The sequence below is a fragment of the Siminovitchia fortis genome (genome assembly GCF_007681465.1).
Lineage (GTDB): Bacteria > Bacillota > Bacilli > Bacillales > Bacillaceae_C > Siminovitchia > Siminovitchia fortis.
This window is the reverse complement of the sequence record NZ_VEKZ01000072.1, coordinates 1-14,857: the sequence shown is the minus strand read 5'-3', so window position 1 is coordinate 14,857 and position 14,857 is coordinate 1. Positions and strand designations below refer to the sequence as shown.

Genomic DNA, 14,857 nt, shown 5'->3' with positions numbered 1-14,857 from the left:
TTTATCTCATTGCGGAGTGCTCCAGTTTGTACGTCGCTAAACGGGCGCTTGCGCTTTTCTTAATCACAATCAATTTATTATTTTATCTCGAAAATTCCCTCTCTATTTCCTCGATAACTTCTTTGGCTATATCCAAAAACATTTCAACCGCTTCCTTTTTTACATTGTTTTTCACTGTCACCATATTTAAGGTGGTGGTGATGGGTGGATCAGAAAGCTCCGCCAATGGAGGGAGAGCAACCCCGACGCTTTTTAAAACGGATTTAGGAGGAAACGCTATCCCCATTCCCGCATTGACCATTCCCAGCATAGGAAGGGTTTCCGTGCCCCAGTAGATGATATTTGGGGCAATCTCTCTTTTCTTACATTCCATGATGATGGTGTCCGAAATATTATATTCAAAGGAAGAATGGTGAAGGAGAAATTTTTCATCCTTTAATTCTTCCAACCTTACGGATTTTTTTCCTTCAAGTGGATGGCCGGGAGGCAGCGCAACCATCACTGGTTCGGTAAACAGCTTAGTTGTGATTAAATCGTCCCTATTATAAACATTTCGCACGATGCCTATATCGAGCTTATGAAAGCGCAGATGTTCGAGAATGTAAGGGGGTGATCCTTCCTTTACATGAGTCACAATATTGATGGAGTGATCATTCATTCGTTTGATCACTTCCGGGATTAATGAAAAATTGGCCACTGCGGCACATCCGATAGATACAGTTCCGCGATGGTCCTGCTGAAATTCCCGTGCTTCTTGAAGAATAGCCTCTGAACTCGCCAACAGCTCTATTCCCCGCTGATAGACCAATTGGCCGGGGTCTGTCAAATATAGGCGTTTTCCTTCCCTTCTGAATAATTGTATTCCAATTTCATCTTCGAATTTTTTCAACAGCATACTTAAAGGCGGCTGAGTCATATTAAGGGCCTTGGCTGCTTTTGACACGGTTCCATTTTCAACGACAGCGATAAAATACTTCAGCTTTTGAATATCTATGAAAATCACCTATATATATAAAATGTATATTTATTAATTTTATTATATATTTCACATTTATAAAAATTCAAGATAATATTTAAATATAAATAGCACTCTTGGCATTCTTAGTTAGGAAGGTAGATTGAAAACGCTGTACTTTTTCGGAACGGGATGCCAAACATGTAAGTAATTTGAACGGTTTGGGGGAATAAAAAGTGGATTCTTTATCCATGTGGGAGGCAACAGCCGGTGAACGGAAAAGCCGGCCGGCACTGGTGGACGACAAGCATTGTGATGTGGTGATTATCGGCGGTGGCTTTTCAGGTCTGTCGACTTCTTATCACTTGCAAAAAATGGGACATAAAACGATTGTATTGGAAAAGAATAGGGTCGGATATGGCGCCAGTGGAAGAAACGGCGGTGAGCTGCTTTCTGGATATCATGGCACGATGGAATCATTTGCGCAGAAAAAAGGCTTTGAAACGGCAAAAACTATGTGGGAGCTATCCCTTGACTCCATCGATTTGGTAGAAAACATATCAAAGGAAAACGGGATCTCTTGTGACCTTGTAAGAAAAGGGGATATCCGCCCCGCTTACAAAATCTCTCATTTGGATAGATTCAAAAGAGATCAGGAATATCTGGCGGAGAAGTTAAATTTTCACGAAATATCAATCATTGGCCGATCCGAAATGAAAACTGAATTGAATACAGATTTTTACCATGGAGCACGGATCAATGAAAGGGGAGCACATTTTCATCCGTTGAAATTCGCCCTCGGCCTGGCAGATGCGGTAGAGAATTTGGGCGGTACAATATTCGAGAATTCAGAAGCTGTTCATATTCAAAAAGACTCAGCGAGCAAGGCCATCGTCACAACGCCCAAGGGACGGGTCATAGCAGACGAAGTGGTAATAGTGACAAATGCCTATGCAGGAAACCTGAATAAGACGTTAAAAAAATCGGTCATTCCTGTGGAAAGTATCATGATTGCCACCGAACCATTGACAGAAGAACTTATGCAGGATTTAATACCAAAAAATCGGGCTGTCTCTGATTCAAAGAACCTATTATACTATTTCAGAAGAACAGCCGACAACCGCATGGCTTTCGGAGGTTCAGGAAGAGCATTTGGCAAGAAGGCCCAAAGGATGCTGTTCGATAATTTGCGGGAAGGCATGGTCACTGTTTTTCCTCAATTGAAGGATGCGCGTGTCGAGTACCGCTGGGGAGGAAAAGTCGGATTTACCCAGGATTTTCTCCCATATATCGGCCAGTTGGAAGACGGAACCCATTTCGCCTTCGGTTATTGCGGTAAGGGAGCAGCCATGGCCGTCATGGCAGGAAAAGTTCTTGCCGAAACCATTAGCCATCCTGAGCGTGTGAATAACCCGCTCAAAAAAGAAAACTTGCGCCCGATTCCTTTTCACAGCCAGCACGCAAAGGGTGTGGGACTCATGAAATTTTATATGGCATTTCAGGATAAGTACGGGAAATAAGGCTTGCGGGTTCTCCGCAGGCTTTTTTTTAGTGAAAAAACATGGCAGAACGTTTTCGTGTCCGCAGAACAGCCCAAATCTGTCATAATTAGAGATAGCAAATTGCTTATAGTAGGTGAGAGGGGCTGAACATAAACATGAACTTTGAAACCATTATTGTCGGAGCGGGCTCCATGGGGATGGCCGCGGGATATTTTCTTGCAAGCCAAGGAAAGAAGGTGCTGCTGATCGATGCCTTCGATCCTCCGCATACAGAGGGTTCCCATCATGGAGAGACAAGGATTATCCGCCATGCCTACGGCGAGGGGGAAAATTATGTTCCGATGGCGCTCAGGGCACAAGAGCTGTGGCTTGCGCTTGAAGAAAAATCAAATAAAAAACTGTTTCTTAAAACCGGCGTATTAAATGCCGGAGACCCGGATTCCCAATTTATTAAAAATGTCAAAAAGAGCGCGCAAAACTATTCGTTGCCTGTTGAAGTTATGACTGCAGCGGAAATGAATGAAAAGTGGCCGGGATTCCGATTCCCAAATGATTACGCCGGCTGTTTTGAGAAAAATTCCGGTGTGCTCATGGTTGAAGAATGCGTTCGGGCGTACCGTGAATTAGCCGAAAAAGCTGGCGCAGTCCTAAGGACAAACACGATTGTAAAATCAATCGAAGCTGCTGGCTCTTCGGTTACAGTAAAAACGGACAGCGAAACGTTTACAGGTGAAAAACTGATTGTCACTGCCGGAAAAGGGACAGGTCCCATCCTTTCCACTTTGGGACTTGAGTTGCCGCTTCAGCCGATGAGAAAAACTTTCTCCTGGTTCGACTCTAATGAAAATATTTATCGTGAAGGCAAATTCCCGGCTTTTGCGGTCAATTATCCGAATTCGGATGAACTGTATTATGGGTTTCCGAGCATTGATGAAGCGGGTGTGAAAATCGGCCGCCACGACGAAGGGCAGCCTGTGCAGCCGTGGGAGAAACTTGCCGGCTACGGTGCATTCCCGGAAGATGAGGGGGACGTAACGGGATTCGCCGATCAGTTCATGTCACAAAAGCTTCCGGTGAAATACGGTAAAACATGTGTCTACACTAATACGCCCGACAGCGATTTTATTATTGACAAGCATCCAGAATTTAAAAATGTATTCTTTGCCTGCGGATTTTCCGGCCACGGATTCAAATTCGCCAGTGCCGTCGGAGAGATTTTGAGCCAGCTGGCAGTGGAAGGAAAAAGCAAACTGGACATTTCGGACTTTTCATTGGAGAGGTTTAAATAAGTGAGCCGCTTGTCAGCGGCTTTTGCCATTTTGAGTGAAAAAACTTTATTTCGAATGACATCTAAAAGTGAAGGAATGGCTTATACGGCTGCAGATAGTGAATTCTGTTTAAATTTTATCTACCCTTTGCAAGAAAATTCTATATAATAGGTTTAAGTAAGGGCACTGCAGTGTTCCCGCGGGGCCCATTAAAAGATGGAGGCGAAACATTCAATGTCTAATGATCCTGAGATTTTATTGGATAAGGAAAAAGAAAATCAGCCGAAAATAAAGGTGGAAAGAAAGGAAGGGGAACCAACCCCTGCTTTCAAAGGGGCTTCTTGGGCGGCGCTGTTAGTAGGAGTTACGGCTTATCTCATAGGCTTGTATAATGCGGCAATGCAACTGAACGAAAAAGGATATTACTTTGCAGTTTTGATATTCGGGCTCTATTCAGCGGTATCATTACAAAAAGCGGTAAGAGATAAAGATGAGGGGATACCGGTTACGAATATTTATTATGGGATTAGCTGGTTTGCACTTATTGTATCGATTGCATTAATGGCCATCGGTTTATACAATGCAGGAAGCATTGTTCTAAGCGAAAAGGGATTTTATGGAATGGCATTTGTCCTTAGTTTGTTTGCAGCCATAACCGTTCAGAAGAATATTAGAGATACACAGAAAGCAAGAGAAAGAGATTGATTGTGTATTAAACGAGCACTTTACTAAGAGGGTTTTCAATTGAAAATCCTTTTTTTGTTGTTTAGCGTATAAAATGCTCAGGTTTGTGAGTAACTTATTTGTCACTTAATGCTACGTCCGGCTCCAGCGCCTATCGACTAGCAGACTTCACGCTTCTTCCTACGATAAGTCAACATCGCTCCGCTCCGCTGCGCGTGTTTCCTTTATCTCGTCAGAAGCGCTCCAGTCTGTACGTCGATAAACAGGCGCTTGCACCTTTGTTCTTGTTTTCAAATGATGATGTGAATTCCTCTCCGGATTGACGGTCGCTTTAACGGATTAAAAGGTTGATGCTATAAAGAAAAAACGCGTTGAAGCATGTGTTTGCGCGGAATTTTCATTTGTATTAAGCTGGCAATGAATAAGTGGATTTTTATAAAAATTGCTCTAAAAAAGGATAAAGGAGCTGTAGATAATGACAATGACAGAGACAAAGCAATTTGATGCAGAATCGCAGTTTCCCATGCTTCAGATTGTGGATCATGAGGGAAATCTTGTGAATGACGCGTTTAAAGGTGAAATCACAAGGGAAATGGCTCAAAGGTTTTACCGGCAGCTTAAGACGATGCGGCTATTTGACAGGAAAGCGGTAAACCTTCAGCGCCAGGGACGATTGGGAACTTATCCGCCGTTTGAAGGGCAGGAAGCGGCCCAAGTTGGAAGCGCTTTAGCCCTTGGTGACGAAGATTGGATGTTTCCGACTTACAGGGATCATGCGGCTATGATTACATTTGCAAACTCTTATTATATTTTATCGAATTGGAATGGCCGGATTGAGGGGAATGTACCGCCAAACGGCAAAAAGATCCTCCCGCCGTCTGTACCGATTGCCACACAGCTTCCGCTTGCAGCAGGTGCAGGAATGGCGGCCAAATATAAAGGGGATGCAACAGTTTCTATTGCCTATTTCGGGGATGGAGCCACATCAGAGGGCGATTTCCATGAAGGGATGAATTTTGCAAGCGTATTCAAAGCGCCCGTCGTGTTTTTCAACCAGAACAATGGTTATGCGATTTCTGTTCCGATTGAAAGGCAGATGAATTCAAAAACAATCGCCCAAAAATCGTTAGCTTACGATATGCCGGGTGTCCGCATTGACGGGAACGATATTTTCGCAGTTTACTTTGAAACGAAAAAGGCGTTGGAGCATGCGCGAAGCGGCGAAGGCCCGACATTAATTGAAGCGGTTACATGGAGATACGGCGCCCATACAACAGCGGATGACCCGAAAAAATACCGCGATCAGCAGGAAAGTGAAGAGCGTAGAAAGTATGACCCGGTCACACGCCTTGAGCTGTTCATGAAGAAGAATGGCTATTGGGACGAAGCTTGGGCACAGAAAATCGAAGAAGAAGCAACGGAGGAGATCGAGGCCGCGGTCAAAGAAATGGAGATGATGCCTCCGCCGGATGTAAACGATCTTTATGATCATATGTTTGAAAAAGCTCCATGGCCGATTGCAGAACATAAACAACAATATTTGGAACATTTGAGAGGTGAGAAATAGGATGCTTGCTACTGCGACAAAACAAATGACGCTGATCCAGGCAGTTACGGACGGTTTGCGAACAATGCTGAAAGAAAATGAGGAAGTGCTTGTTCTAGGGGAGGATGTTGGAAAAAACGGCGGCGTTTTCAGGGCGACGGATGGACTTCAGGAAGAATTCGGAGAAGACCGGATCATTGATACACCGTTGAGTGAAGCTGGAATCATCGGCACATCTATCGGGATGGCGATGTACGGGTTGAAGCCGGTAGCGGAAATTCAATTCCTGGGCTTCGTTTATCCAGCCTATGAGCAGATCATGACCCATGCAACCCGCATGCGCTATCGTTCTATGGGGAATTTTACGGTACCCATGGTGATCCGCGCACCATATGGGGCTGGGGTGCGGGCCCCTGAAATCCACTCGGACAGTGTGGAAGCACTATTCACCCATATGCCCGGGATCAAGGTGGTTTGCCCGTCAAATCCTTATGATGCCAAAGGACTCCTCATATCAGCCATTGAAGATCCCGACCCGGTCCTGTTTTTGGAATCACTTCGCCTGTACCGCTCGGTAAAAGGAGAGGTGCCGGAAGGAAAATATACCGTGGAAATCGGAAAAGGGGCCCGCTTGAAAGAAGGCGATGACGTCACGATTATCGCTTGGGGAGCGATGATCCCGATCGCTATGAAAGCTGCGGAAGAGGCGGAGAAAAAAGGCATCACCTGCGATGTGATTGACTTGCGGACCTTATATCCGATTGACAAAGACATCATTGCCGAATCGGTTCAAAAGACGGGACGCTGCGTCGTTGTCCATGAAGCGCACGGTACCGGCGGGCTCGGAAATGATATCGTTTCGATCATCAATGATACATCTTTCTTATATATGAAAGCTCCGATTGAGCGGGTCACGGGGGCAGACGTCCATGTTCCATTCTGGGCTTTGGAAGAACATTACCTGCCTACTCCTGCACGTGTCAAAGAAGCGATTGACAAAGTCATCAATTTTTAAGGAGGGATTTTGAATGATCGAGGTAAAATTGCATGATATTGGCGAAGGGATGACAGAAGGGGATATTATATCGTACCTTGTGAAAGAAGGCGACCGTGTCAGCGTTGACCAGCCGCTTGTCGAGGTTCAGACGGAAAAAATGGTGGCGGAACTGACTTCGCCGGCAAATGGTACCGTCAAAGAGATCCTGATTGATGTAGGCAAAACGATTACTGTCGGCACAACCATTTTAACGATCGCTTCGGAGCAAGGGGCTGATCCGGCACCTGCGAAGGAGGAAACCGCGGCAACGGTGGCGCCGGCCGCACCTTCGCAAAAATCGATGATCATGGAAAGGCCGAAGGGTGCTCCGCTTTCCAACAGGGTGAAAGCAGCTCCATACACGAGGAAAGTGGCCAGGGAACATGACGTGGATATTACACTTGTTGAAGGAACAGGGCGTGCAGGCCGGATTACGGTCGAGGACGTTCTCCGCTATGTGGAAGAAAGAGATAACGGCAAGACAAAAGCGGCAGCTGCACCCGAAAAAACGCCTTCCGTTGAAAAAGAACCCGTTCATCAGCCTGAAGAGGAGTTTGACACAATCCCATTCAAAGGCCGCCGCAAGCAAATTGCGATGAAAATGAGCCAGTCTCTCTTTACCATCCCGCATGTCTGCCATTATGAAGAAATCGACATGACCGAGCTGCTTGATTTCCGCAAAGAGCTGAAAGCGATGGATGAAAACATATCTGTTGCCGCATTTTTCATCAAGGCGCTGGCGATTGCTTTAAAAGAGTACCCGGTTTTTAATGCCAAACTGGATGAAGAGAACGAAGTGATCCGCCTTGAAAAATCGGTTCATATGGGAATTGCGGCGGATGCGGAAGAAGGGCTGATCGTTCCGGTCGTCCGGGATGCGGATAAAAAATCGCTGCGCGCAATCCATCAGGAAATGAAGGAATTGACGCAAAAAGCGAAAGAGAACAAGTTGACGGTAAAGGAAATCACAGGCAGCACTTTTACCATAAGCAATGTAGGCCCAATGGGAAGTATTGGCGCAACGCCGATCATCAATTATCCTGAAACCGGTCTCATGGCGTTCCATAAAACAAAAAAGATGCCTGTGGTTAATGAGCACGATGAAATTGTCATCCGTTCCATGATGAATGTGACGATGACGTTTGATCACCGTGTCGCCGATGGCGGTACAGCGATCGCTTTTACAAACCGGTTTAAATCCCTGATTGAAAATCCTAAAAAATTGATGTTGGAGCTTGTCTAACATAAATTGAATGGAGGAAAAAAGAAATGGCAAAACAGCTTGAAAAGTCATCAATCGGCAATGAGGATATTTTTCAAAAGATAGCGAATCATGAGCAGGTTGTATTCTGCAATGACCCGGCTTCCGGTCTGCAGGCGATCATCGCAATCCACGATACGACACTTGGCCCTGCATTGGGCGGGACCCGCATGTATCCATATAAAAGTGTGGATGAAGCGCTTGAAGATGTACTTCGCCTGTCAGAAGGAATGACGTATAAATGCGCTGCCGCCGATATCGATTTCGGCGGCGGGAAGGCGGTTATCATCGGCGACCCGGAAAAGGATAAATCCCCTGCTTTATTCCGTGCGTTCGGCCAATTCGTCGAATCGCTGAACGGAAGATTTTATACCGGTACTGATATGGGAACGACAATGGATGATTTTGTCCATGCACAGAAAGAGACGAATTTTATCAACGGTATTCCTGAACAGTACGGCGGAAGCGGCGACTCATCTATTCCTACATCCAAAGGGGTGGTCTACGCGCTGAAGGCGACAAACCAGTACTTGTTTGGCAACGACAGCCTTTCAGGCAAAACATATGCCATCCAGGGGCTCGGTAAAGTGGGGTATAAGGTTGCGGAGCAGCTCCTTGAAGCCGGTGCAAAGATTTATGTAACGGATATTCATGAGAGCGTCCTGCATTCTATCAAGGAAAAATCAAAAGAGCTCGGCGGTTCAGTAATAATCGTAAAAAGTGATGAAATTTACGGCGTAGATGCAGATGTATTTGTTCCATGTGCAATGGGCGGTATCATTAACGACGATACCATTCCTAAGTTAAAGGTGAAAGCCGTTGTGGGATCAGCCAATAATCAGCTCAAAAATCTCCGCCATGCCAATGTGCTGAACGAAAAAGGAATTTTGTATGCACCTGATTATATCGTCAATGCCGGCGGGTTGATCCAGGTGGCTGACGAACTGTACGGGACAAATAAGGAACGGGTATTGCTCAAGACGAAAGAAATTTATCGTTCCCTCCTGGAAATTTTCAAGCAGGCAGACCTTGACTGCATCACGACAGTGGAAGCCGCAAACAGAAAATGTCAAAAGACGATTGAAGATCAGCGGAACCGCAATAGCTTCTTTTCAAGGGGACGCAGGCCGAAGTGGAATATAAAAGAGTAACTTTGAAAACGCAATCAACGGAAAGGAAGCTAAGCAGATGAACAAATATGAAACAATCGATCTAATGGAGGTGGCCAATAACGGGGCCACCCCTCCGAATTGTGACCTTACCCTGCAGATCAAGCCTGTTTATGCAAAGGGTGGAAAGTCGAAAGGAATTTGGGAAGTGGACGAAAAATTCCTGAACGGGCTCGGCGTAACAATGGGCGGATACCTTGCTTCAGCGGCTGACATCATGATGGCATATGCCATTTCGTCACAGCTGCAGGAAAGCCAGACATTTGCGTCCATTGATCTGCATACGACTTTCCACCGCCCGGTTTTTCCGGGAACTGTAGAGGTGTATGCATCTGTTGAAAGGCTTGGCAGAAAAGTGGCGTATCTGACGGCGGAGTTGGTGCAGAATGATAAAAAGGTGGGCAACGCGGTTTCTTCTGTCATGATCATTGAAAAGTAAAGAAGATTTTGGAAAGAGGACAATTGAACTTTAAGAGGCGTTTGAAGTGTATAATAGAAAAATCAGTTCATTCGTTGCATTAATACACGGAGGTTTTCATTCTTCATGAGTTCTCAAAAGCAATTAAACATATATTATGCCTTGGCTCCCATTGTGATTCTCACCATTTTAGCGGCGTTGTCCATCTTCAAATGGGATGCAGGCATGTTCATTCCTTTGTTGGGCGGTATTGTGGCAAGCGCAATTGTCGGGCTTATGGCAGGATTTAAATGGGCAGAACTGGAAAAATTCATTGCCCAGGGGGTCGCTAGGGCCTTGCCTGCCATTTTCATCCTTTTCCTTATCGGTGCCATCATAGGCACATGGATTTTAAGCGGCGTAATTCCAACTATCATTTACTATGGCCTCGGAATGCTCAGCCCGAAAATTTTTCTTCCGGCGGTCGCTCTAATAACTGGGATTGTTTCCATGACGCTTGGAAGCTCGTTCACTTCCCTTGCAACAGTTGGACTTGCCTTGATGGCCATCGGGTCGGGTTTAGGCTTCCCAGCACCTATTGTTGCCGGGGCGGTTATTTCCGGTGCCTTTTTGGGAGATAAGCTTTCGCCGTTGTCAGATACAACCAATATTGCACCGGTTATGGCGGATACAGATTTATTCAGTCATATCCGCCATATGATGTGGGATACGATTCCGGCATTTGCGATTTCCCTCATACTCTATTGGCTGGTCGGCCTGAATTATTCCACCGTAACCACATCAGAAGGGAAAGTCCTGGAGATCATGCAGGGATTGGACAAGCTGTTTTTCATCAACCCGCTGCTTTTGATTTTGCCGTTGTTTACTGTATATATAGTTTATAAGCGGCTTCCCGCTGTTCCTTCGCTCATTTTCATCATTGCGCTGGGAGCCTTGGCCGCTTTGTTCGTTCAAGGAAGCAATATCACTCAAATGGTAAATGTGATGACGGACGGCTACAAAGTTGATTCCGGAATAGAAACAATCGATTCATTGCTCAACCGGGGAGGAATCACCTCCATGCTGCCAACCATTGGTCTTGTCGTGTTGGCGACAGGCTTGGGTGGAATACTGGATGGAACCGGAGCATTCAAACGAATTATCGAGACGGTGGCAAATAGAATTAAAAGTACTGGTTCACTGATTTTATCTACCATTGCATCAACCTTTCTAGTCGGCGCGGCAAGTGGGGAACAATACTTGTCGATTATCCTTCCGGCCAGAACTTTCCGGGATAAATATAAAGAACGGGGTCTTGACACAAAAAATCTGTCCAGGTGTGTGGAAGCGGCCGGAACGGTCGGCATTAACTTGATTCCTTGGAGTGTAACGTCACTTTTTGCCTCCCAGGTATTGGGCGTCAGCCCTACGGCCTTTATTCCATTCATCTTTTTCGCTTTCCTTGTCCCCGCCATTAATATCGTCTACGGATATTTGGATATTTCCATTGCGAGAAAAGATTATTCCCACGAGGGATTTTCCAAACAGGGACTTGCAAAAAATTCAACACTTAAAGGGATTATGTAGCAGTGTTTTAAAAGCCACTTCACTCAATTTTGGGTGAGTGGCTTTTTTTGCTTTTGTTCTTTTTTACCGTTTATTTCTCTTGGAAGCTATTATTTCCCCCCTTCTGTGACCGAAAGTGCAATTCTCATACAATTTGTATAAACTTGTTTATTTAAGTCTATACAATGTGATAATTGTATAGTGTTTTTTCAAAAAATATAATGATTAAGATATTTTCTTTTTCATAATAAAACGATTGGAAGCGCTTGCCAAAAGAATAATAAAATTGCTGAAGGTTCATTTTCAGAAAAAAGAAGAGGAAAAAGTATGATACTATTAATACAGCGCTTTCATTCCGGACGATCAAGGGGGAATTTCTATGAATAAAGTGCAGTATGTTCCACAAGTTGAAGGTTTGTCTTTGCAGAATGTTTTTGAAGCCCGAAAAAAAGTGTATCAAATCGTTAAACCTACTCCATTTATCCATTCCATACCATTGTCAGAACACAGCTCTTCTTCTATTTTTATCAAACTCGAAAATTTTCATGAAATCGGCGCCTTTAAAGTAAGGGGGGCCGCAAATAAAATTTTAAATTTATCCAATGAAGAAAAAAAGAGAGGGGTCGCCACGTTTTCAACGGGAAACCACGGCCTTGCTGTAGCTTATGTGGCCAAAAAGCTGGGGATTGAGGCTACTGTATGTATCTCCCCAAGGGTCCCAAAGGCAAAAGTGGATGCCATCCGCAGGGCGGGAGCGAAAATTGAAATCGTGGGAAACAGCCAGGATGACGCGGAAAAGTATTGCTATGAACTGGAGGAAAAGCATGGTCTTACGGTCATTAAGCCGTTCGACGACGCTGACATCATTTCAGGCCAGGGGACCATCGGCCTGGAAATGGCGGAAGAAGTCCCCGACCTTGAAGCGGTAGTTGTCCCGCTCTCAGGCGGTGGGCTGTTCGCCGGGGTTGCGCTTGCTCTCAAATCCTACAATCCATCCATTCAAGTGATTGGCGTCTCAATGGAGCGCTCACCCGTCATGTATGAGAGTATCAAAGCAGGAAAGCCGGTTGTTTTAGAAGAACAGCCGACACTTGCCGACAGTTTGCTTGGCGGAATCGGATTGAACAATGAATACACTTTTGAATGTGTGAAACAGTACGCTGATGACTTGGTCCTTGTTTCCGAGGAAGAAATTGCTGAAGCAATGGGATTTATGGCTGGAGAACACCGGATGATTGTCGAAGGGGCGGCAGCAACAGGTGTTGCAGCGATTTTAACCAAAAGGCTGAAATCTGAATTTGCCAAAATAGGCACAATCATCACGGGGAATAATGTAGATCTCTCTGTTATTTCAAAGATAATGCAAGATTACGAGTTTCAGCGGCAGAAATAACATAAGTCAGAGGGGGATGGAATGTGAACTTGTCATTGGAGGATGTCCTTGCATTTCCTATTTTTGAAACGGCGAAAATCATCTCGGGTAAAAATGAGCTGGGAGCAAAAACAGTCGAGTGGGTGTCGGTCATCGAGAGCCCGGTAGAAAATTTTGTACGTGAAAACGAACTGGTCCTTAGCACAGGAATTGGCTGCTATACGGATCCGCATTTGTTTTTTGATTTTGTAAAAGATGTCTATGAATCAGGAGCCTCTGCGCTGGCCATCGCAACGGGACATTATATTTACCGGATTCCTGAAGAAATCGTTGATTTTGCACAAAAAAATAAGTTTGTGATGATAGACTTGCCTTGGGAAGTCAGATTTGCCGATATCATTCATGAGTTAACAAGCGCTATCAACAGGCTCCAGCAGGACGAGCTGCTCAGGCTCAAAGAAGTCCAGCAAGAGTTAATAGAGATGTATTTAACTAAAAAGCCATTTTCATCCATTGTTTCTGTTATAGAAAAAGAACTTGGGCTTCCGGTGCTTGTCATGAATAACAAGGGAAATGTAGCAGGCGGTTCAGCCAAATTACGAGATGTCTGGCGAATGTGGAATGATATGAAAACAAGTGAGGAAGCGGAGGAATCCCATCATCCGATTTTTTCCAAAATGAAACAGGCAGAATCAAAAGATGCACAACTGTTTCATATGAATATTCAGTCGAGCGAGCAGAACCAAGGAGATTTTTTCGTTGTGGCGCCGCCCTCCTATAAGATGAAATTGCGGGAGGCCAATCTCATTGAGCAGGCGGTGATGGTCTGTGCATTATGGCTGACAAGTGAAAATGCCGTCGCCGAGAATAAAAATATCCGGCAAAAAGAATTCGTTCTGAGCCTAACAAGAGAAGATGAAGCTTCCGAACAAACTATAAGAGAAGAAGCACAAGGTCTTGGCTTCGATATAGATTTGCCGTATGAATGTCTGATCGGCTACCCCGAAAACTTGGAATCACTGTTTTACCAGGATCCCAATCATAATCATCAGACGAAAAAGTCATGGCTGGATAAAATGATGGCTTATATTGAAATGGAATTGGCCGATGCCGCCCAATCTATTCAACGCCAAGTCATGTATGCCCGGGAAGATGACAAGATGATCATTTTTCTCCAAGCCAGCGAATCCGTTACCCAGTCTTCTTCGAACGGAACGGTTAACCAGTTTTTGGATTTGGTTGACCGAAGGTTGAACAAGCTTCTTCCTGGGGTTGTCGTTTCGTGGGGCATTGGAAAACATGCAGATGGAGTCATGTCTTTTTACAGAAGTTACAATAAAGCGGCTTCTGCGTTGGAAGTGGGAAGAAAGCAAAAAGGTACCGGAAAACGGTATCATTTTGACAATACCAAAATCAGCAGGTTGATTTTGAATCTATCAAAAAATGAAGAAGTGCAGGAAATAACGATGTCAACCATATCTCCTTTAGTCGAATATGATGAAAAAAGAGAAATGGACCTGATCAATACCTTTATTGTGTACAACGAAAATGCCGGGAATGTGAGCCAAGCGGCACGTGTCCTTAACCTGCACCGACAGTCGCTCCTATACAGGCTCAGAAAAATTGAATCATTGACGAATCTCTCATTGACCAATCCGGATGATGTCTTTTTACTGGATTTCAGCATTAAAATATGGATGAGCAGCGGGAATAGAATCGATCAACATCATTTATAACATAGCGAATCAGTCTGACGTAGGCTGATTCGCTATTTTCATAGGCGGTTTAATCAAATTGTATAAAAACAGTTAAACAAAATTCATACAGTTTCAATAATGTTTTTTACATAATGAATAATTATAATAAATAGAAATGTAAGCACTTACACCTTTTATTTCGACAAAAGTTGGGAAGGAGTGGTTACTCAAATAAGCCAGGCCTAAACGAAGGACTATGAAAAATCTTATGAGGGGGTACTAGAATGAGGAAATGGCCGTTCATTTTTATTGCAGGTTTATTGGTATTGCTTGCCGCTTGCGGAAACAGCAGCGAAAGCACAGGCGGGGGAGACCCAAAAGCGGGTGGATCCACGCTTGACCGC

At 44.7% G+C, this 14,857-nt stretch carries 13 protein-coding genes; 12 read left to right on the top strand and 1 reads right to left on the bottom strand.

Going from position 1 to position 14,857, the window contains the following annotated elements; all coding sequences use genetic code 11:
• Positions 1-82: 82 nt before the first annotated feature.
• Positions 83-1,003, bottom strand: coding sequence for a LysR family transcriptional regulator (locus tag FS666_RS17245; protein ID WP_260842234.1), 921 nt, complete (start codon positions 1,001-1,003; stop codon positions 83-85).
• A gap of 188 nt (positions 1,004-1,191) precedes the next feature.
• Between FS666_RS17245 and FS666_RS17240 the strand changes: the two genes are divergently transcribed.
• The 12 genes from FS666_RS17240 (at position 1,192) to FS666_RS17190 (ending at position 14,492) form a co-directional block, all read left to right on the top strand.
• Complete coding sequence (locus tag FS666_RS17240) at positions 1,192-2,475, top strand: NAD(P)/FAD-dependent oxidoreductase (RefSeq protein ID WP_144463548.1); 1,284 nt, start codon at positions 1,192-1,194, stop codon at positions 2,473-2,475.
• A 137-nt stretch (positions 2,476-2,612) separates the two neighbouring features.
• Positions 2,613-3,746 carry an N-methyl-L-tryptophan oxidase gene (solA, locus tag FS666_RS17235; protein ID WP_144463547.1) on the top strand — a complete coding sequence of 378 codons (1,134 nt, stop codon included), beginning with the start codon at positions 2,613-2,615 and terminating at the stop codon, positions 3,744-3,746.
• Complete coding sequence (locus tag FS666_RS19930; RefSeq protein ID WP_186306606.1) at positions 3,747-3,893, top strand: hypothetical protein; 147 nt, start codon at positions 3,747-3,749, stop codon at positions 3,891-3,893.
• Between the two features lie 66 nt (positions 3,894-3,959).
• The gene (gene yiaA / locus FS666_RS17230; RefSeq protein ID WP_120072194.1) at positions 3,960-4,430 is read left to right on the top strand and encodes an inner membrane protein YiaA; all 471 of its coding nucleotides are present in this window, start codon (positions 3,960-3,962) and stop codon (positions 4,428-4,430) included.
• Between the two features lie 454 nt (positions 4,431-4,884).
• Positions 4,885-5,976, top strand: coding sequence for a pyruvate dehydrogenase (acetyl-transferring) E1 component subunit alpha (gene pdhA, locus FS666_RS17225; protein ID WP_144463546.1), 1,092 nt, complete (start codon positions 4,885-4,887; stop codon positions 5,974-5,976).
• Position 5,977: 1 nt separating this feature from the next.
• A complete protein-coding gene (locus tag FS666_RS17220; RefSeq protein ID WP_120072198.1) occupies positions 5,978-6,970 on the top strand; it encodes an alpha-ketoacid dehydrogenase subunit beta in 993 nt (330 codons plus the stop codon).
• A 13-nt stretch (positions 6,971-6,983) separates the two neighbouring features.
• Positions 6,984-8,234: a dihydrolipoamide acetyltransferase family protein gene (locus FS666_RS17215; protein ID WP_186306607.1), complete on the top strand. Its 1,251-nt coding sequence runs from the start codon at positions 6,984-6,986 to the stop codon at positions 8,232-8,234.
• Positions 8,235-8,260: 26 nt separating this feature from the next.
• A complete protein-coding gene (locus FS666_RS17210; protein WP_144463545.1) occupies positions 8,261-9,403 on the top strand; it encodes a Leu/Phe/Val dehydrogenase in 1,143 nt (380 codons plus the stop codon).
• 37 nt (positions 9,404-9,440) lie between these two features.
• Positions 9,441-9,860 (top strand): PaaI family thioesterase, encoded by a 420-nt coding sequence (locus tag FS666_RS17205; RefSeq protein ID WP_120072202.1) that lies wholly within the window; start codon positions 9,441-9,443, stop codon positions 9,858-9,860.
• A 105-nt stretch (positions 9,861-9,965) separates the two neighbouring features.
• Entirely contained in the window at positions 9,966-11,405 is a 1,440-nt protein-coding gene (gene nhaC, locus FS666_RS17200) for a Na+/H+ antiporter NhaC (RefSeq protein ID WP_144463544.1), read from the top strand.
• A 358-nt stretch (positions 11,406-11,763) separates the two neighbouring features.
• Positions 11,764-12,777 (top strand): hydroxyectoine utilization dehydratase EutB, encoded by a 1,014-nt coding sequence (gene eutB / locus FS666_RS17195; protein WP_144463543.1) that lies wholly within the window; start codon positions 11,764-11,766, stop codon positions 12,775-12,777.
• 23 nt (positions 12,778-12,800) lie between these two features.
• Positions 12,801-14,492, top strand: coding sequence for a PucR family transcriptional regulator (locus tag FS666_RS17190; protein WP_120072208.1), 1,692 nt, complete (start codon positions 12,801-12,803; stop codon positions 14,490-14,492).
• Positions 14,493-14,857: the final 365 nt, after the last annotated feature.

What these genes read in the sequence shown, in the direction of transcription:
- solA (WP_144463547.1), top strand. Translation starts at nt 2,613, where the DNA reads ATGAACTTTGAAACCATTATTGTCGGAGCGGGCTCCATGGGGATGGCC.
- yiaA (WP_120072194.1), top strand. Translation starts at nt 3,960, where the DNA reads ATGTCTAATGATCCTGAGATTTTATTGGATAAGGAAAAAGAAAATCAG.
- pdhA (WP_144463546.1), top strand. Translation starts at nt 4,885, where the DNA reads ATGACAATGACAGAGACAAAGCAATTTGATGCAGAATCGCAGTTTCCC.
- FS666_RS17220 (WP_120072198.1), top strand. Translation starts at nt 5,978, where the DNA reads ATGCTTGCTACTGCGACAAAACAAATGACGCTGATCCAGGCAGTTACG.
- FS666_RS17215 (WP_186306607.1), top strand. Translation starts at nt 6,984, where the DNA reads ATGATCGAGGTAAAATTGCATGATATTGGCGAAGGGATGACAGAAGGG.
- FS666_RS17210 (WP_144463545.1), top strand. Translation starts at nt 8,261, where the DNA reads ATGGCAAAACAGCTTGAAAAGTCATCAATCGGCAATGAGGATATTTTT.
- FS666_RS17205 (WP_120072202.1), top strand. Translation starts at nt 9,441, where the DNA reads ATGAACAAATATGAAACAATCGATCTAATGGAGGTGGCCAATAACGGG.
- nhaC (WP_144463544.1), top strand. Translation starts at nt 9,966, where the DNA reads ATGAGTTCTCAAAAGCAATTAAACATATATTATGCCTTGGCTCCCATT.
- eutB (WP_144463543.1), top strand. Translation starts at nt 11,764, where the DNA reads ATGAATAAAGTGCAGTATGTTCCACAAGTTGAAGGTTTGTCTTTGCAG.